General features: G+C 45.6%; 16 protein-coding genes. 7 read left to right on the top strand and 9 right to left on the bottom strand.

The annotated features are described in order from the left end of the window. Window positions 1-98: 98 nt before the first annotated feature. The 6 genes from FTU42_RS01690 to FTU42_RS01665 form a co-directional block, all read right to left on the bottom strand. Window positions 99-1,244: a glycerate kinase gene (locus FTU42_RS01690; protein WP_180082931.1), complete on the bottom strand. Its 1,146-nt coding sequence runs from the start codon at window positions 1,242-1,244 to the stop codon at window positions 99-101. A 64-nt stretch (window positions 1,245-1,308) separates the two neighbouring features. Further along, the gene (locus tag FTU42_RS01685) at window positions 1,309-2,064 is read right to left on the bottom strand and encodes a hypothetical protein (RefSeq protein ID WP_180082930.1); all 756 of its coding nucleotides are present in this window, start codon (window positions 2,062-2,064) and stop codon (window positions 1,309-1,311) included. A gap of 97 nt (window positions 2,065-2,161) precedes the next feature. Further along, window positions 2,162-4,804 carry a type I DNA topoisomerase gene (gene topA, locus FTU42_RS01680; RefSeq protein WP_180082929.1) on the bottom strand — a complete coding sequence of 881 codons (2,643 nt, stop codon included), beginning with the start codon at window positions 4,802-4,804 and terminating at the stop codon, window positions 2,162-2,164. Window positions 4,805-4,834: 30 nt separating this feature from the next. Continuing rightward, on the bottom strand, window positions 4,835-5,284 hold the full coding sequence (locus tag FTU42_RS01675) for an ammonium transporter (protein WP_180082928.1): 450 nt from the start codon (window positions 5,282-5,284) through the stop codon (window positions 4,835-4,837). 70 nt (window positions 5,285-5,354) lie between these two features. Beyond that, window positions 5,355-6,353: a hypothetical protein gene (locus FTU42_RS01670; protein ID WP_180082927.1), complete on the bottom strand. Its 999-nt coding sequence runs from the start codon at window positions 6,351-6,353 to the stop codon at window positions 5,355-5,357. A 273-nt stretch (window positions 6,354-6,626) separates the two neighbouring features. Then, complete coding sequence (locus tag FTU42_RS01665) at window positions 6,627-6,872, bottom strand: SlyX family protein (protein WP_005095502.1); 246 nt, start codon at window positions 6,870-6,872, stop codon at window positions 6,627-6,629. Between the two features lie 33 nt (window positions 6,873-6,905). On the opposite strand from FTU42_RS01665, the gene FTU42_RS01660 reads away from it, so the two are divergent. Both FTU42_RS01660 and FTU42_RS01655 read left to right on the top strand, forming a co-directional pair. Further along, a complete protein-coding gene (locus FTU42_RS01660; protein WP_005095500.1) occupies window positions 6,906-8,804 on the top strand; it encodes an ATP-binding cassette domain-containing protein in 1,899 nt (632 codons plus the stop codon). A gap of 108 nt (window positions 8,805-8,912) precedes the next feature. After that, window positions 8,913-9,848, top strand: a complete 936-nt coding sequence (locus tag FTU42_RS01655; protein WP_180082926.1) for a lauroyl acyltransferase — start codon at window positions 8,913-8,915, stop codon at window positions 9,846-9,848. A gap of 223 nt (window positions 9,849-10,071) precedes the next feature. Here FTU42_RS01655 and FTU42_RS14820 read toward each other — a convergent pair whose 3' ends face one another. Both FTU42_RS14820 and FTU42_RS01645 read right to left on the bottom strand, forming a co-directional pair. Continuing rightward, entirely contained in the window at window positions 10,072-10,239 is a 168-nt protein-coding gene (locus FTU42_RS14820; protein ID WP_257225537.1) for a hypothetical protein, read from the bottom strand. A 414-nt stretch (window positions 10,240-10,653) separates the two neighbouring features. Beyond that, complete coding sequence (locus FTU42_RS01645; protein ID WP_100357555.1) at window positions 10,654-11,784, bottom strand: endonuclease/exonuclease/phosphatase family protein; 1,131 nt, start codon at window positions 11,782-11,784, stop codon at window positions 10,654-10,656. Between the two features lie 188 nt (window positions 11,785-11,972). On the opposite strand from FTU42_RS01645, the gene asd reads away from it, so the two are divergent. The 5 genes from asd to truA all read left to right on the top strand — a co-directional run bounded on the left by asd (window position 11,973) and on the right by truA (window position 18,017). Next, window positions 11,973-13,091 (top strand): aspartate-semialdehyde dehydrogenase, encoded by a 1,119-nt coding sequence (asd, locus tag FTU42_RS01640; RefSeq protein WP_180082925.1) that lies wholly within the window; start codon window positions 11,973-11,975, stop codon window positions 13,089-13,091. A 123-nt stretch (window positions 13,092-13,214) separates the two neighbouring features. Then, a complete protein-coding gene (locus FTU42_RS01635; RefSeq protein ID WP_180082924.1) occupies window positions 13,215-14,810 on the top strand; it encodes a hypothetical protein in 1,596 nt (531 codons plus the stop codon). 67 nt (window positions 14,811-14,877) lie between these two features. Next, window positions 14,878-16,188: a fimbrial protein FimV gene (locus tag FTU42_RS01630; RefSeq protein ID WP_159138779.1), complete on the top strand. Its 1,311-nt coding sequence runs from the start codon at window positions 14,878-14,880 to the stop codon at window positions 16,186-16,188. 47 nt (window positions 16,189-16,235) lie between these two features. Continuing rightward, entirely contained in the window at window positions 16,236-17,204 is a 969-nt protein-coding gene (locus tag FTU42_RS01625; protein WP_180082923.1) for an asparaginase, read from the top strand. A 15-nt stretch (window positions 17,205-17,219) separates the two neighbouring features. Beyond that, a complete protein-coding gene (gene truA / locus FTU42_RS01620) occupies window positions 17,220-18,017 on the top strand; it encodes a tRNA pseudouridine(38-40) synthase TruA (RefSeq protein WP_159138781.1) in 798 nt (265 codons plus the stop codon). A 113-nt stretch (window positions 18,018-18,130) separates the two neighbouring features. On the opposite strand, the gene FTU42_RS01615 is transcribed toward truA, so the two are convergent. Beyond that, complete coding sequence (locus FTU42_RS01615; protein ID WP_005172840.1) at window positions 18,131-19,138, bottom strand: AraC family transcriptional regulator; 1,008 nt, start codon at window positions 19,136-19,138, stop codon at window positions 18,131-18,133. Window positions 19,139-19,157: the final 19 nt, after the last annotated feature.

Raw genomic sequence — 19,157 nt, 5'->3', positions numbered from 1 at the left:
AGCAGTGCTTCTCATCCATGAAAAGCAAGATCTGCTTATGCGTTATTATCTGCTATTACGTAAAGCTTGTGCAGCAATGACGATCTTGTAAAAGAAAACTAAATACGCTGTTCCTCAATATTTTTAATTGTTTTGGACACTGCTTTTTCCAGATTCACTTCCGCATTTTTTAAGGCTTCTTCCCGGCTACAATCTGGTGGATTAATCCCGATAATCTGACTAAATCCAGACTCATATAGTGACTCAATCCCATCGCCCACCAGTCCAGCAAATGCAAGCACCGGTTTATTGAATTTTTGCGCTACTTGTGCCACGCCAAATGGTGTTTTTCCTAACTTAGTTTGATGATCAAGCTTGCCTTCACCGGTCAGAACATAATCGGCTTGAGCTATTTTATTGGCTAAATCTGTCTGCTGAATGATGAGTTCCACACCTGATCGAATAGAAGCAGCTGTGAATGCCATTAAGCCAAAACCGAGTCCACCTGCCGCACCCGCACCTGCAACATGACGATGATCACGTCCAATGTGCCGAGCAACCAGATCGGCAAAATGACTGAGGTTTTGATCCAGTTGCTTGACCATTTCCGGTGTCGCACCTTTTTGTGGGCCAAAGATCGCTGAAGCACCATTGGGTCCACACAGCGGATTATTCACATCCGATGCAATGATAATTTCAATATCCGCCAGCCGTGAATCCAGTTCGGATAAATCAATTGCTATGATTTGATCCAGGTTTCCACCGCAAGCCTGTATTTCTAATCCTTGGGCATCTAAAAACCGAGCGCCTAAAGCCTGTGCCATTCCCGCACCGGCATCGTTCGTCACACTGCCACCCAAGCCAATGATGATTTTACTGGCCTCTAAATCGAGCGCAGACTTGATCATTTCTCCTGTGCCACAGGTTGAGGTCAGCAGAGGATTACGCCTTGCAGCTTCCAGCAGATCTATGCCATTGGCTTTGGCCATTTCAATGATTGCGGTTTTTCCTGCATCAATTACGCCAAAATACGTCTGGATGCGCTGATCAGGCAATGGCCCGGTCACTTCACAGGGAATGCGCTGTCCTTTTGAACTTGAGATCAGTGTATCGACCGTGCCTTCCCCTCCATCCGCCATAGGAACATGAATGCACAAAGCATCAGGCAACACGTTTTGAATGCCACGCTGCATGGCCTGACAGGCTTGTTCAGCACGCATACTTTCTTTAAAGGAATCTGGAGCAAGAACAAAAGTAAGCGGCATATGGTTATTTTTATCTATCAATAAAGTCTAGATTCTGGATAAATCCAAGAGAATCTACAAGTCTTTATTTCCAGCCCAACTCAATTGCTGTGATCTCATTAATCAGGGTCTGATCCAGAGATCCCGGCATTTTACTCGTGGTTTCGGACAGCGGGATATGTCCTGCCATCAGTTCTGCCTTGGCTTGTGGGAACACAGGTTGCTGATCTGGAAATGCATAACCTATTGGATAAATCGGCTGACCTGTGGCCAGATCATATTTATCACTGGCACCAAAGGCATGCAGTAACTCATGTACCAAAACAATTTTATTTTGTTCAGACTGCTTTTGAGAGGCAAACAGGTTGACCGAACCAATCCGGCCTTTTTGCAAGGCAGTTGAATGCTTTAATTGCCGGGTTTGTGCCGGATCATAATAATTTAAAAACAGGGTCAGACTGGCAGAAGGGTCCGAACTTTGTTGCTGTTTCCAGGCATAAAATCGAAACTTTAAACTCCATACAACAGTATCGAAAATTGAGGCCTGCTCAGGGACTTTAGGCGGTAAAACTTTAAGCTCACGACCCAAATTAAAATAAAAATAAGTGGGTTGATTACGATATTGCTGTGCTGATTTTTGTAGAAAGTCTCTTGCCGTTTCTATATCCTGAACTGACAGTTGCTGGATGTATTGCTGTGTGGTCGGTAATCCATCTGCATTAATCGGATGCAACAGAACCATGACCGGCTTTGACCAGTTCTGATTTTGATCACGATAGGCATTTACAGCAACGATTAATAAAATACTTAATAAAATCAGAATCCGAATCTTTTTCCACATATCCCCAAGCAACCTTATTTATTTTTTTAAAATATCGACACATCATAAATAAAAAATGCCGACTTTCGTCAGCATTTTTTTCAAGTTTAAACTTTATTTAGGCTTCAACCCATTTTCCATCCTGGTAAACCAGAGACCATTTAGTTTGCTTGCCTTCCGCATTTTCAGAGCCAATATATTGCGACTGGTTCTTGCGACTGAATTTCACCAAAGTTGGGTTACCTTCCGGATCTGTATCAGGCGCTTGCAAGATAAACTGATATTTCGGATCCAGCTGTTCAGCCACAGAGCGAATCTCGGCAACTTTCGGTGCCCGTGTTTCACGCACTTTCGGGAACTTGCTGGCCGCCAAGAATAAACCGGCCGCACCATCACGCAGCACAAAGAAGTCATCGTGCTTGGTCGAGCGCAAATGTTCCATCTTGATCGGATCGACACGCGGAGGTGCCGGCTGACCACTCTTTAATACTTTACGGGTATTGTCACAACTGTTGCAGGCGAAGTATGGACCAAAACGACCCGTTTTAAGCTGCATTTCGCCATCACATTTGTCGCATGGAATGGTTGGGCCATCATAACCTTTGATCTTGAACTCTCCTTCTTCGAGTTCATAACCATCACAGTCCGGGTTATTGCCACAAACATGCAGTTTACGACCGCCATCAATCACATAGCTGTCCATTGCCGTTTCACACACCGGACAACGTTTCTTCGACATCAGGTCAGCGGTTTCGGCCGCATCATCATCAGACAGTGCAGCCAGAGACTCGACTGGGGTCAGGTTCAAGGTTCCCTTGCAACGTTCTTTCGGTGGCAGGTTATAACCAGAACAGCCCAGGAAAACGCCTGTGGTTCCGGTACGAATCTGCATTGGACGCTCACATTCTTTACAATGTACCGCATCCACTTCCACTGGCTGATTACGGCGCATACCGTTCTCGCCTTGTGCCGTAGTCAAACGCTGCTTGAAATCGCCGTAGAAGCTGTCTAACAGCTCTTTCCAGTTACGTTCACCATCTGCCACCTTATCCAGCTGACCTTCAAGATCTGCAGTAAAGGCGTAGTTCATCAGGTTATTGAAGTTTTCATCCAGACGGTCGGTGACGATCTCACCCATCTTCTCGGCAAAGAGACGACGGTTATCGAGCTTCACATAACCACGATCCTGAATGGTCGAGATAATTGCAGCATAGGTCGATGGACGGCCAATGCCTTTTTTCTCGAGTTCTTTGACCAGTGAGGCTTCAGTAAAACGAGCTGGTGGCTTGGTGAAATGTTGAGATGGATCAAGCTTCTCAAGTTTCAGCACTTCACCGACTTTCACTGCCGGTAACAGAATATCGTCATCCGCTTTGTTGGCACCACGCACCCGGGTAAAACCATCAAAGACCAGCGTCCGGCCTTTGGCTTTCAGTTCTACGCCATTGGCATTGACTAAAATCGTTGAAGACAGGTATTCAGCCGGTGTCATCTGACAGGCCACAAACTGGCGCCAGATCAAGTCATAGAGACGCTGTGCATCACGCTCCACACCGATCAGACTGTCACCTTTGAGACTCACAGTAGATGGACGGATTGCCTCATGCGCTTCTTGCGCGCCGGCTTTATTGCCATAGCGGTTGGGTTTGGCCGGCAGGTACTTCTCACCAAATTCTGATTCGATATGGCCACGGACCATGCTTACCGCGTCATCACTCAAGAAGGTCGAGTCGGTACGCATATAGGTAATGAAACCGGCTTCATACAGGCGCTGTGCCAGCATCATGGTTTTCTTCACAGAAAAACCGAGACGGGTACTGGCCGCCTGTTGCAGCGTCGATGTGATATAGGGCGCGCTTGGATTGACTTTGGTTGGCTTATCTTCACGGGCAGAAACGGTATAATCCGCATCTTTAATCAGGTTTAACAGTGCATCCGTTTCGTCTTTATTACGAAGCTTTAAAGTCTTGCCATTTTGCTTGACTGCTTCCAGACGGATGTCATCTTTTTTCGATTTGGTATCAGCAAACACTTGCCAGTATTCTTCAGGAATAAAGGCCCGAATTTCACGTTCGCGTTCAACCACCAGTTTCACCGCAACCGACTGTACACGGCCGGCTGACAGGCCACGGGCAATCTTTTCCCACAAGAGTGGTGAAATCATGAAGCCGACCACGCGGTCCAGAAAACGGCGTGCCTGCTGGGCATTGACTTTATTGGTGTCCAGACGTGAAGGATGCTTAAAGGCTTCCTGAATGGCATTTTTGGTAATTTCGTTGAAGACCACACGTTGATAACGTGACTCATCGCCGCCAATCACTTCTTTTAAATGCCAGGCAATCGCTTCCCCTTCCCTGTCCATATCCGTTGCCAGATAGACTTCATCGACTTGCGCTGCCAGTTTTTTCAGTTCGGCAACCACATGTTCTTTGCCAGGAAGCACTTCGTATTTGGCTTTCCAGTCATGTTCCGGATCGACACCCATGCGGTTAATCAACGCATTCTGTGATTTTTCAGCTTTCTGTTCATCTGTCAGTTTGGTGCGTGTCGCCGGCTTTTTCTCTGTCGATTTGGCAGAGCCGCCTGTTGGCAAGTCACGGACATGACCCACCGATGATTTTACGATGTAGTTTGGACCAAGGTACTTATTGATTGTTTTCGCTTTTGCAGGCGACTCCACAATCACTAAGGCACGCTTACTTCCAGCGTCGGGAGACTTTGCTGTGCTGCTTTTTGATGTGGACCGAGGAGCGTTCGCCATAATTAACCGTTAATCCTGTTTATTTCTAAATTAAAGTTCAGCCAAAGCGTGTAATAGTGCTTTGATATCGTTGAGTTGGGCTGCTCTTAAATCAGCATGTTCATCCCAATACAATCCGACACAGTTGGCCTGCATATCAATAGCATAAATGCCTTTTAATGCAATGGGAAAATCTTTAAATTTCTCATCACCCTGCACAATTTCGAATTTATTATCGACAACACGGGCACGCATCAAGGGTAAACGCGCATCTGGCATGAGTACGCTGTAGTACGCAACCATACTGGCACGACTTTCAGTGGCCTTTGGAATTTTGGTCCAGTCGGGTGCAACCACCAAACGTGGATGCAGACCCATTTTGCGGGCTTTGTCACGCATGATGCCAAGCGCTTTTTCTCTTGGGCTGACACGTAAGCCAAAAATTGACCCCATGACAAAAATGATGATGATCACCGCTACCCAAATTCCAGTGTTTTCCATAGTTCAACCTTTATGTTCTATTATTAGAGTTGCATAAGCACAATATAAAACGCAAGTTTGCACGATAAAATTAATTCAAGAACATTTCATGACTATATAAAACTTCGTGACCATTCCAGTAAATATAACCCTTCTCAATTAGCTCTTTCAGCAGCAGACGGATATCCGATTGAGGAAAGAGCTGCTCTAGCAAATCACGTAATTCATAAATATCCTTGGGTTTGTCGCCCTGAAGTTCGCGCAGTTTACGTGCGACTTCCAGTTGCACTGGATCAATCCGGTTAAAGTTTTTAAACAGGTCTTGCTGGGCTGACTGGATTGGAGTTTGCAATGCTTCAACTGGAGCATCATCCACTTTGAGCCGGGACAGGACCTGATCCAGTTTTGGATTTTCAAGCGGATCTTGTTCATCCAGATTGAGCTGTAGCCACTGTTTCAGGACTTTTTTACGGAAGCTGATCTGCTCATCATAGCGTTTGACGATTTTCAGGTTAATCAGCATGCCGACCACATGCTGGGCCTTCACGGGCATGACGTGCAGAATATTGGCAACTGAATTTTTTAAGGTTTCCAAGGTATTTGGCTTACCACTCATTTTCCCTAGAGCATCACAGTACTTTTTCACCAGTTGCAAGGCCGGTTTGTTGCGGATCGCCTCCAGACTAGGCAGGTAATTTTTAACATGCTCTGCTGGAATAGAGACTTCATCGGGCTGAATCTGAATCAGGCTACATTTAATATCAGAGGCTTGCAGCATCTGCTGCAACATCTCGCTGCTGTCCATCGCCGAGATCAACTCGACTTCGGTTTCCGGCTCCAACAACGCCATCAGCTGACCGACAATGACCGCATATTCATATTCTTTCTGGGGCGATTCAGGTGTATCCAGAATGATGATCTGTCCACTCGCAATCCAGCCGGCCAGCTCGGTTAAATCTTCTAATGAAAATTCAAATGTTCCGGCACAATTAAACAGATACAGGCTGGAATAATGCGTCACAATTTCACGCAGTAACTTGGCCGTCGGAAAATTATTTTCGAGGTCGAGTAGAACAACTTTTGGATGCATGGGACAAGCTTCTGAAATGTACCTGAAAGCCAGTATTAGAGTAGGAAGTGAGTGAAAGGTCAAATAATTTCATGGTGAATATTCGGGTTGCAGCGGATTTACCAGATTCCAACCGAGTGGAAGATTACATATTTGATCTTGCTGCAAGCAGGTCAGAAATCGCTAGATTCCAGGCTGAGAGCTGATTAAATGAATCGAATCATCGGTGAAATAGCAGCTGCAATAAAAAACCCTTATCAAATATAAGGGTTTTATTAAATGATTGCTTGCAAATTAATAATGTGGCGGACGATCAGCAACTGGATCAAAATCCGCAATTCCTTCAGAGCGGTCTGAGGACTCAACACGTTGATATAACAGGCTCATTTGCTTTTTCAGATCGGCAATTTCCAGAGTCTGTTTAGCCACCTGATCATTCAACTGTTCAACTAAATCGTCTAAAAATGCAATTCGCACTTGCAAATCTTCAATGGGTGCGGAAAATGACGCCTGATCATTTAGATTTTGTTGTTTAGTCATTTAAAGTCCTCATTGGGGATTTCAGGAAACATTATGGCCTATATTACCCTTAGGGATGTCCAACTTGCGTTTGGTGGACCCGCCCTGCTCAACGGCGCGAATTTTAACTTGGAGCGCGGCGAACGAGTGTGTTTGATTGGCCGTAATGGTGAGGGTAAGTCTACCTTACTTAAGCTGATTGAAGGAAGTTTACTGCCGGATAGCGGCGAAGTTTCATTACAAAATGGCATCACGATTTCGATGCTGGCGCAAGATGTACCGATGGACTCAGGCCGAGTGGCGGATATCGTGGCTGACGGTGCCGGTGAAGCGTCGGAAGTTTTGCGTGCCTACCATGCAGCCAGTGAAGCCTGTGTGCTGGGCGATATGGACGCTTGTGACCGCATGGGCAATCTGCAACACAAAATGGACCAGCTCGATGGCTGGGCGCTGGAAACCAAGGTCAATTCGATTTTAAGCAAAATGGGGCTGGACCCAGATGCAGATCTTGCCGATTTGTCGGGTGGTCGTAAGCGTCGTGTCCTATTGGCACGTGCCTTGCTGACTCAGCCAGATGTCTTATTACTGGATGAACCGACCAACCATTTAGATGTTGAAAGTATCGAGTGGCTGGAAAAATTCCTGCTCGATCAAAACAATTTAACTCTGTTATTCATTTCGCATGACCGTGCCTTTGTTGATAGCATCGCCACCCGTATTGTGGAACTGGATCGTGGTCAATTGCGCAGTTATGAAGGTAACTATTCACGTTACTTAGAACTCAAAGCCATGCAAATGGAAGCTGAAGAAAAGCAGAATGCGCTGTTTGATAAAAAGCTGGCTGAAGAAGAAGTCTGGATCCGTCAGGGCATCAAAGCACGCCGTACCCGTAACGAAGGTCGTGTTCGCGCTCTAAAAGCACTGCGTGAAGAATCCAAAGCGCGCCGTTCGCAACAAGGTAAAGTGGCGATGGCGACTCAGGATGCCAACCGTTCCGGCAAACTGGTCTTTGAGATTGAGAACCTGAGTGTGAAATTCGGTGACAATGCACCGATCATTAACAACTTCTCGGCACTGGTTTTACGCGGTGACCGTATCGGTCTGGTCGGTGATAACGGTGTCGGTAAAACCACACTGATTAAAGCCATTCTGGGCGAGCTGGAGCATGGCGGCACGGTGAAAACCGGTACACAGCTGGAAGTAGCCTATTTCGACCAACTGCGTAATGCACTGGATCTGGAAAAGTCGGTCAAAGATAACGTTTCTGAAGGCTCTGACCACGTGGATGTGAATGGTAACCGTCGTCATATCTATAGCTATTTACAAGACTTCCTGTTCTCGCCAGAACGTGCACGTACCCCAGTCAAAGCGTTGTCTGGTGGTGAACGCAACCGTATCTTGCTGGCGAAACTGTTACTCAAACCATCGAATCTGATTGTGATGGATGAACCAACCAACGATCTGGATATGGTGACCCTAGAGTTACTGGAAGAAATGCTCGGTGGCTACAAAGGCACCTTGTTATTGATCTCGCATGACCGTGCCTTTATGGACAACGTGGTGACCTCAACTTGGGTCTTTGATGGTAAAGGCAATATCGACGAATATGTCGGTGGTTATCAGGATTATCTTGAACAGCGTCCGGATCAAACCGTGGTCGATCAAAAAAGTGCCGTGAAAAAAGCCATGGCCAAAGCTGAAGCCGCACCCGTTGCTGCCAAAAAAGTCAAACTCAGCTACAAAGATCAACGCGCGCTCGAGCAACTTCCGGCTGAAATGGAAGCGCTGGAAAAAGAGCAAGCCGAGATCAATACACAACTGGCTGATGGCTCTTTATTTGTCAGTGATTCCGATAAAGCCATGCAACTGTCTCAGCGTTTATCAGAAATTGATGAACTGTTACTGGAAAAATTAGAACGTTGGGAAGAGCTGGATAACCTTAGCAACGGCTAAATATTCCACGAGTATTTGCTCAAGCATCTGTATTCGTACAGATGCTTTTTTTATTTCAAGAATCTTCTCTGTTAGACTGCACTTAATCTTTTAGCCCTATATTGTTCTATGAGTACCCAGCCTGCATATCAACCCGGCGAATTTCAATGGTCATTCCTGTTACCTCGATACTGGGGCAATTGGCTGGGTATTATTTTCCTGATGATTTTGGCGATTTTACCATGGGCCATTCAGTATCGTCTGGCCTATCTGCTGGGCCATCTGTCTTTTAAGTATCTGCCCTCACGTCGCGACACCACACTGCGCAATCTGGAAGTCTGTTTTCCTGAATGGTCTGCCGAGCAAATACAGGACAATGCGCGTCAGGTTTTTATCGATCAAATGCTGGGGGTTTTTGAAACCTTAAATGCCTGGTACAGTCCGAAATGGTTTCAGGATCGCGTCAGTATTGAAGGACTGGAACATATTCAGAATGCTCAAGCCGAAGGCCGGGGTATGCTGTTACTAGGCACGCATTCGACCTTACTGGATGCTGGTGGATATCTGTGTGCACAATATTTTGAACCGGATGTGGTGTATCGCCCACAGAATAATCCACTTTTGGACATGCTGATTTACCGTTGTCGCGCCACGATTTATGCCCATCAGATTGATCATGATGATATGCGCGGTCTGGTACGTAATCTGAAAAAAGGCCATGCAATCTGGTACAGTCCGGATCAGGATTATGGTTTAAAACAAGGGGTGATGGCACCTTTCTTTAGTGTACCGGCGGCAACCGTCACCGCGCACCGTCGTTTGTTAAAAATGACCAAAGCTGCCGCGATTCCTTTATATTTCTATCGTCATGGCGATATCAAAAATCCACGCTACCATGTACTGATTGAACCGGCACTGGAGAATTTTCCTAGTGAGAATGAAGTCGAAGATGCTACTCGCGTGAATCTGATAATTGAACAGCAGCTACGCATCGCACCGACCCAATATATGTGGTTCCACCGCCGTTTTAAAACTCGCCCGGAGGGTTATAAGGAAATTTACTAAATCTGTTTGATCCCGGACTTTAAATCGCTACAGCTCCTATAGTTTAAAATCCTGCTCATGATCTGTACCTTGATAGATCTACATAGCTTCCGTTAGTCCCGCACGTGTGAAGCCTAAAGCCTGATAAAATTCCTATTGTCTGCTGATCGGCCACTAAAATCTGCTGATGAAATCCTGAATAATATTGCAGCATACTTTGCATGATCCGCCGACCAATGCCTTGTCATTGCCAGTCTAGACCAACCAATAAATGGGGGAAATACATCCCCAGAGAGCCATCTGAAATCGCATTCGCCAGTCCGACCAGCTGACCATTTATACGTGCAGTGACCAGACCATGCGAATGTTGTAAAGCCTGTAATAAATGTTGTGGTTTTCGGCAGTAGACCATGGATTGGCACGATAGAGCTGAAGTATTTCTGATCCATTCACTGAGTCATCACTGGCAATAACATTTTCCATTCTGCACTGTAAAAATATAGCTTTAAACCTAAAATTATCTTTAATAATCAATTAAATATTTAAAAAAATTCATCCTAAAAATAATTTAACCCGAGTTCTACATCCTGTAAAACCCGGGTTAATGAGGTTGTGCTTTCATCTATTATAATTGGTTCTATTTTTTGTGATTTCCCTTTCAGCATCATATCCATGATGTTTTCATTCAGCTTCGTCTTCCTTATGAGAATATCCTTTCTCGACTCCCTGTGCTGATAAACCTAGAATACCTGGATTGCTCATGATTGCCCATCCGCAAGAAGCGCAAACTGATGTAAGCAATCTCTTACACTTTTCTCTTAAAAAGTTAAGAGATTTTGCCGCCATCTTTATAAGCCATGGCAATTTCATCGGTCACTATTTTTTCCTCTTTCTCTGCTTTCTGAATCCCCTCTTCTATGGCCTCTTGTGCTTCCTGCTCATCTTCATCGGTTTGCTCCAATTCTTCCTGAATATGCTCAAAGACCCGACCGGTTTGTAAAACCAGAAAAACCGGAAAATGATCAGAACCGATATGGGGCAGACGCTCCATATGGACCAGAGCAAAATCGGTACTGTGAAATACGTGATCGAGCGACCAGCGAAAAAAAGGATAATCTGCATGAAAGGTGTTTACATAATGACGTCCGACGCGTGGATCCAGCAGTCCGCTAATGCGCTGAAACAGCCGCGTAGTACGAGACCAGGCCACATCATTCAGATCCCCCATGACGATGCAACTTTCATCTAAATCTTTGATCTGATCCCCGACAATTAACAATTCCGCATCACGTAAAGTAGAATCCTTGGCTTCAGTTGGGCTCGGTGGTTTCGGGTGCAGGCAGTACAGCTGCACCGGCTGTCCTGAGCCTAAAATCACTGTGGTATGAATGGACGGAATCTCGTCGCTTAAAATAAACTTGACCTGGGTATTGCGAAGTTCCAGTTTACTATACAGGTGCATGCCATACAGGTTATCCAAAGGCACAGGCACACGATAAGGATAATCTGCTTCAATCACCGACAGTTCATTTTGCCAGGTTTGATCCGTTTCCAGCGTTAACACCAAGTCTGGCTGATGGGTCTGGATCTGTTCAATCAGTCGATGATATTGAGTATTGGTGGTCAGTACGTTCGAAACAATCAGGGAGATTTGCCGCTGCGGATCCAGTTGATCCTGTTTGACCTGCTTGACCTGTTTTTTCCAGATAAAGGTATAGGGCAATACCATTTTTAGCTGATAAGCCAAAGCCGCAATCAGGGCCACAAAAATCAGCTGATTCAAGACAGTCCAGGGATGCTCCACCACCAAAAACAGCACAAAGGCAATAAAGCCCAAGACCAGAATTTGTAAGCGTGGAAAATCCGCACCTCGAATCCACCATTCATCGCGTGGGATCAGTGACCAGAAACTTAACCAAATGACAATGATTGCCACAATTTGGATAACCCATATCATAAAGCGTGCTCTTAATTAAGTTATTATTTTTTCTGAAAGAAAAATGACGTTATCAATTTTGTATGTATCATAAAGCAGATATTTCGCTCAAGAATATTGATGTTTTGATTGTGTAGCACTTGCAGTTGAGTCCCTTTTTGATACACTCGAATCCCTTTAGAATTTTTAACGCACCGAGGCAAAGTGACATGAGAGTAGGTCTGGTCGGTTGGCGCGGGATGGTCGGTTCCGTCCTAATGCAACGTATGGTTGAAGAGAATGATTTTGCTCATTTTGAGCCATTTTATTTCTCTACCAGTAATGCAGGCGGTGAAGCGCCAGCATTTGGTGGTAAGACTGCCCCAGCACTTATGGATGCATCAGATATTAACAGTCTGAAGCAGATGGATGTCATTATTACCTGTCAAGGTGGCGACTATACCTCTGAGGTTTTCCCGAAACTGAAAGCTGAAGGCTGGAATGGTTACTGGATTGATGCAGCATCGACCTTACGTATGGATGATGAAGCCATCATCGTACTTGATCCGGTCAATATGCATGTGATCAAAGACGGTTTGGTAAAAGGCACCAAAACTTTTGTTGGCGGTAACTGTACGGTTTCCTTGATGTTGATGGGTCTAGGTGGTCTGTTCCAGAACAATCTGGTGGAATGGGCAACGTCTATGACCTATCAGGCAGCGTCTGGTGCGGGTGCGCAAAACATGCGTGAACTGATCAGCGGTATGGGTTATTTATACAATAACACCAAAGAATTACTCGATGATCCACGCTCTCCAATTCTGGATATCGATTCGAGAATTGCTGAATTACAACGCGGTGAAGGCTTCCCATCCAGCAACTTCGGTGTGCCTTTGGCCGGTTCACTGATTCCTTATATCGACAAGCAACTGGAAAGCGGCCAGTCGAAAGAAGAGTGGAAAGGCCAGGTTGAAACCAACAAGATTCTGGGCAACCAGCAGATCGTGCCGATTGATGGTCACTGTGTGCGTATTGGTGCCATGCGTTGCCACTCTCAGGCATTGACGCTAAAACTGCGTAAAGACGTGCCTCTGGATGAAATCGAAGACATCATTGCACGTGCCAATGACTGGTCTAAAGTGGTTCCGAATACCCGTGAAGCCTCGATGACTAACCTGACTCCAGTTGCAGTGACAGGTACGTTATCGGTTCCAGTGGGTCGTCTGCGCAAGCTCAACATGGGTAAAGAATACTTGGGTGCATTCACTGTCGGTGACCAATTGCTTTGGGGCGCTGCTGAACCATTACGCCGTATGCTGCGCATCCTGATTGATTATAAAAACGTTTAATATCCCGAGATGGATATAAAACAAAAAGCCGATCTTTATTGATCGGCTTTTTTATGTAACTATTGCGTAAGTATTTTACAAAAAAGAAACATCCCGTTAATCTATAATTTTCGCTATGCGATAATGACTGAGCTCACAATTAAGATGACTGTATATAACAAATTAAAGCTTGCCATTTTAGCCATTGTTGCTTCACAGAATATTTATGCGATTAACGTAGATCCGGTTCAGATCCAGTCTGCACCTGGAGAGTTACTCTATGCTGAAATGACCTTTCGACAATCTGATATGAATTTACCGATTGAGGTGAGTCTGGCTTCGCCTGAAGATTTAATCTCGATGGGTGCATCACATCAACCGCCTGGTCATCTGAACTTTTTCACCCGGCGTAGTAGTAATGGCACCGGAGTCATTACCATTACATCGTCTCGACCAATAACCGATCGGGAACTGAATATCATTGTCAAAATTAAGGAAGGCAATGCTGCACGTTTGCAACATATCCGCACGCCTTTGCAAGCGAAAACCGATTTATTAAAAGCTAGTCTAAAACAGAATGAACGCCCACTTGCGCCAGTTGTCATGGTCAGTGAAAAAGATATTGCTTTAAACCTGCCAGTGACTACCCATTACAACAGCTCTCCAGCCACTTCAAATAAGCAACCGGTTTTAGAAAAGCCGCTGGCTGTGCAACATGTTAGTCCGCCGACATTGTCTAGCAGTTCAATTCCTCAAGCTACACTCGCGCCAGCAGCACCATCGATTCCGGCGCAATCTATCGCTCCTACAATTAAAAGCGAGTCTGTAACTGCTGCCAATACTCAAACTACGGTTAAAACTCCAGCATCGGCCACTTCAGATTCAACGCATCATACTTCGCAGCCGATTCCATCCTCGCCTGTTGTTACAGTAAAACCAACGCCGGCACAGTCTGTATCTGCAAATACGCCAGCGAGCAAGTTATCAGCAGATCATGTTTCTCCAGAGCAAAATAAAGTATCTATGCAAAAACCGGCTGAGACTGGTTCTGAACATCAAAGCGCTTCCAGCGATCCATTGGTCAAGAAATTTGCCGAGGAACAGGCCAGAAAATCGGCTGGCTCAACTCCTCCTGTACAGACCCCAGCTCCAATTACAACAAAAGTTACACCAGCCAAGAGTGCCTCAGCCCAAGCTCAACCCACTTATATGGTTCAGTCCAATGAGTCGCTGTGGGGAATCGCATCACGAATTGCAGCAGAACAGCAACGTCCGGTTAATGAAGTGATGCAGCAAATCAAGCAAAACAATGAACATGCCTTTATCGGAGGAAATGCCAATCGTTTACGCAAAGGTGCAGCACTGAATTTAGCTATGATGAGTAGTGTAACTGCTCCGATCAAAGTCACCGCCGCCAAGCAGACACAGGCACCTTCTCAGCCTGCTACCAAAACTAAATACCGTCTGAATCAGGCTGAAATGAGTCTGGTTGCTGAGAACCAGCACGATTCCGGACAGCTTTCTGCAAACCAGAACACAGAACACAATCAAACATCGAAGGAATTGTCATTAAAAGTTATGACAGCCCGAGAAAAAACCGTTAAATTACAGAGAAACGTAACCGAATTAGAATTGGCACTCAATCAGAAGGATCACAGAATTCAATTATTAAATGCGCGTCTGGCCCAGCTGCAACAACAGCTTAAAGCCCAACAAGCAGATAAGAAGCCAATTAATTAAAAGTTACACATGACGATTTATTGGGATGAGTGAACATTGAATACACTCTATCCTCAAGGGGTAAAACATGCTGATTTATGTGATTCCATTAGTGATATTGATCATCGTATTAATTGTCGTCAAAAAACGACAAGATGCTCAAGAATCAGATAAAGCAAAAACTAAAACTGTAAAAGCGAAAAAACCTGGCTCTGCTTCAAAAACTGCCCCACAAAAAACCAAAGTAGTTGAGCCAGTCGGGGTCGCAAAAAAATCAGCAACGCCATTATCCGCAGAAACGCGTAAAAAAATTGAAGGCCTGATTCAGGAACGTAATTTTTTTGCGGCCGAAGCTCAGATTAACCAGGCATTGAATCGCGACAATTCCCAGCATGAGCTCTATCTGCTGTTGTTAGATATTCATATCTTACAGAAAGATGAGTTTGCGATTTCACAACTGCTCAACCATATCCGTTCTTTAAATTTAGATGAGATTCTGGCGCAAGCTGAAGCCAAACAGCGTGAATTTGATCAATCTTTATCTGCTGTTCAAGATACGATTGATTTCCCAAGTGCACAGCTTAAAACTTCATCTGTACAGGAAACCTCGGCATCTTCCGATGCCTTTGCTGATCTGGTCGCTCCCGCTCCTTCAAATGAGCAGGCATTTGAACAGTTGCAACAAGAGTTTCAACCAAGCAAGCCAGCTCCAGCAATTGAGCCTGTTGCGGATATTCAGCCACTTGAATTTAATTTTGAACCGACAACTACGCCGGTCGTAGCGCCAAAATCTGAAGAAACTCCGGTACCTGCTGTAGATTTTGAATTTCAAGATACTTCATCTGCTGTTGTGCAAACTACACCTACGGCAGCAACAGAAACTGCACCTGTTTTAGATTTTAAACTGGAATTGCAGCAGGCTGCTCCAGTAGAAACAGCGGCTGCTGTATCTGAAGAGATCAAGCCTCTGGATTTCTCATTTTCTATAGGAACTCCAGCGCCTGTCGCCGAAAAAACCTCAGAACCAGCAATTGAGTTTGATCTGTCTAGTCTTTCTGCTGCTGCACCTGTGAGTGAATCTGCGACACAGACAGACCTTTCATCAGGCCTAGACTTTAAATTAGATCATGCAGAAACTAAACCTGCTGCAACAGGTGTTACTTTCGACATTCCTGCTACATCAGTTCAAACAGCCACAGACCAGCATGATCCACTGGTACAATCTTTCCCGGAATTACTGGACATCAATGAGGCCAGTCTGAATCTGGATCTTGCGCAGCAATATATTCAGCTCGGTGCCTATGTTGCCGCACGTGAGATCATTGCAGAGCGAGAAGCTGAATATACGGCCGAGCAACAGCAACGCGCAGAGCAATTACTGAATCAAATCGCATCTTGATGCATTTCGATTTACACTAAAGCAGTCAAGGGTTGGCTGCTTTTTTTATGATGAAAAATATTGCATTAATTTATATGGGTGGCACATTCGGCTGTGTCGGCGATCCACTTGCCCCGATGTCTGCGGATTTATTTATTCCCAAGCTCGAACAGATACTCGCAGACCAATATTTCGTTGAATGCCACCGCGCACCAACCATTAAAGACAGTAGTGCCTGTACAGCCGCGGACTGGCTGCAATTGGTGCAGTTTATTCAAGAACTGCAATCTCGAAAGATCCAATATTTTGTGATTATTCACGGTACAGATACGCTGAGTTATGCGAGTGCAGTCCTGGCACATTTTTTCGGCAACTCGGCACATGTGGTACTGACTGGTAGTCAATATCCGCTGCTGAATGCTCAGGGCAATGAGCAGCGCGAATTTAGTGATGCGCTGGATAATCTGAGGTTCGCCCTAGATTCTGTCAGCATGTGTACCGCAGGGGTCTATCTGGCTTTTCATCATCAACTAATGCATGCCCAGACGGCACTCAAACAGCATACCACCGAGTTAAATGCCTTCTCAGGTCTTGAGGCCAATATTACAATCCAGGCCAGTCAGCAGTGTTATCAAGTCAAAGCTGAAGATATTAGGAAAGCCGCTGGATTTAACTGCATGAGTATCATGATGCAACCGATTGATCTGGCCCAGCAACTGAACAACCTGCACAGCTTATTAGCCAGACCACCGCATTTTTTATTTCTGCAAGGTTTTGGCACGGGTAATCTCGCTGTCAATGAGGCCCTGATCGCACTCATTGATCAACTGTATGATCAAGGCTGTCTCTCTGTACTGACCACCCAAGTGCCTTTTGGCGCGACAGATCAGCGCTATGCCATTGCAGAATGGGTCAATCACTGCAAAATTCTGCTGAATGAAAGTTATGGCCATGCGGATCTGTATGCAAAAGCCCTGAAAATGTATTTACAATACGACACTGTAGAGCAATGGCATCGTCATTGGTACGATCAATAAGGTTTTGAGGTCATTATGCAGCGTTTTGCGGTGGGAATTGAGTTTTGTGGGATGCATTATCGAGGATGGCAGACTCAACAGCCGGGTGTTGCAAGTGTGCAGGAAACCATTGAAAAGGTACTGAGCCGGGTTGCCGATCAACCGATTAGCCTACATGGTGCCGGACGTACCGATGCGGGGGTACATGCGACCAATATGGTGGCACATTTTGATAGCGATGCCATTCGTTCTGAACGTGGCTGGCTGATGGGTTGCAATAGCCAGTTGCCCAAAGATATCTCGATTCAGTGGATCAAAGAGATGGATCACAGCTTCCATGCCCGCTTTAAGGCTCAGGCACGCCGTTACCGCTATGTGGTCTATAATCATCCTGTGCGACCTGCCTTGCTGCATAAACAGGTCACCCATGTCTATGCTCCACTCGATATTGAACAGATGATGCTGGCTGCGAAAAAGTTTGAAGGTACACATAATTTTGAAAGCTTCCGTGCTGCTGCCTGCCAATCCAATCAACCGGTACGCCATGTCAGCCATTGCCGTCTGATTCAGCATGGTCAGTATCTGGTACTGGATATTCAGGCCGATGGCTTTCTGCATCATATGGTGCGTAATATCATGGGCTGCCTACTGGAAATTGGTCAGGGCATGTATGCTGCCGATCATATTGATAGTATTTTCGCGGCCGAAGACCGCAAAGCTGCTGGCGTGACTGCGCCTGCCGATGGTTTATATTTTATTCATGCCGACTATCCGGAGCAGTTTGAATTGCCTAAATTACCGTTGGGGCCGCATTGGCTGAATCTGCCGAATTAAAAGCTTAATTTTTGAATCCCTCCTAACCTCCCTTTGCTAAAGGGAGGAACGACAACCTACGCAAATGCCGTAATGAAAAATCCCTCCTTTTAGGAGGGACTCAGGGAGGTCATTTAACGCTGCTTGCGTTTCCTATATTCCACTGGCGTTTCATTGGTCCAGCGTTTAAAGGCACGATAAAACGTACTTGGTTCCGAGAATCCGGTCAGATAGACAATTCTTTCAACACTTTCAGTGGTACTCGCCAGCAAACGCTTGGCCAGACGACAGCGATAATCCGACAGAATCTGTTGAAAGCTGGTATGTGCTTCACTCAGTTGTGTTCTTAGGCGGCGTGGCGTGATGTTTAGCTGTGCAGCTACAGTTTCCAGTGTGGTTTCGCCACTTTCCAAAGTAGAGCCAATCGCACGACGAACTTCACCGACCAGATCATAACGCGCCAGTTCCTGCAGTTTTTCAATTGCAAGCTGCTCATGTAATTGTAAAAGCTCTGGTTCAGCCTGCCACAGCGGAAACTCTAGAATACTTGGATCGAAATAAAGTCGGGTTTCTTTTTGACCTAAGCTGACCGGACACTCATAAACCCGGAAATATTCCTCATCAGGAGCACCTTTGGAAAAATTAAAATCGATATAAATCGGTTCAAAACGTCCTTCGGTAATAAATTTAAAGAAACGCAGTACACCCGACATGGCACACTCGGTAAAATGACGATTGACCAGACTTTCAGCAAAAGGCTGCTCGCCATTGGTTAAATAGCAGCGATCATCTTCAATCACCAACTTGGCAGCAAAGGCATCGCTGATCAGTCGTTGATAGGCCAAGGCACGTTTCAGTCCCTCACCAAAATTTTCAGATGAAACAAACAGGTGTTCAATCACCTGACCACGATACAGTGGTAAATGTTCGCCCAGATGCAAACCAATATCCGGGTCCTTACTGACTTCTTCAGCTGCCACCCAAAAGGCATACTGGGCACTCAGCGGCGTACGGTCATTGGCCTCGACCTGATTTAAAGCAACTCCTGCTTTGGTCAAAAGTTCTTCTGTCGGCAAACCCGCACGACGAATCGCCTGATAGCCCAAACGCAATACGACTGATGCATCCGTTAGCTGACTCACTCAAAAGCCTTCCTTGTAT

Origin of the sequence: Acinetobacter sp. YH12102 (assembly GCF_013419125.1) — a bacterium.
Classification (GTDB): domain Bacteria; phylum Pseudomonadota; class Gammaproteobacteria; order Pseudomonadales; family Moraxellaceae; genus Acinetobacter; species Acinetobacter pseudolwoffii.
The sequence above is the reverse complement of the archived record's forward strand: the minus strand, read 5'-3'. Positions and strand labels throughout refer to the sequence as shown.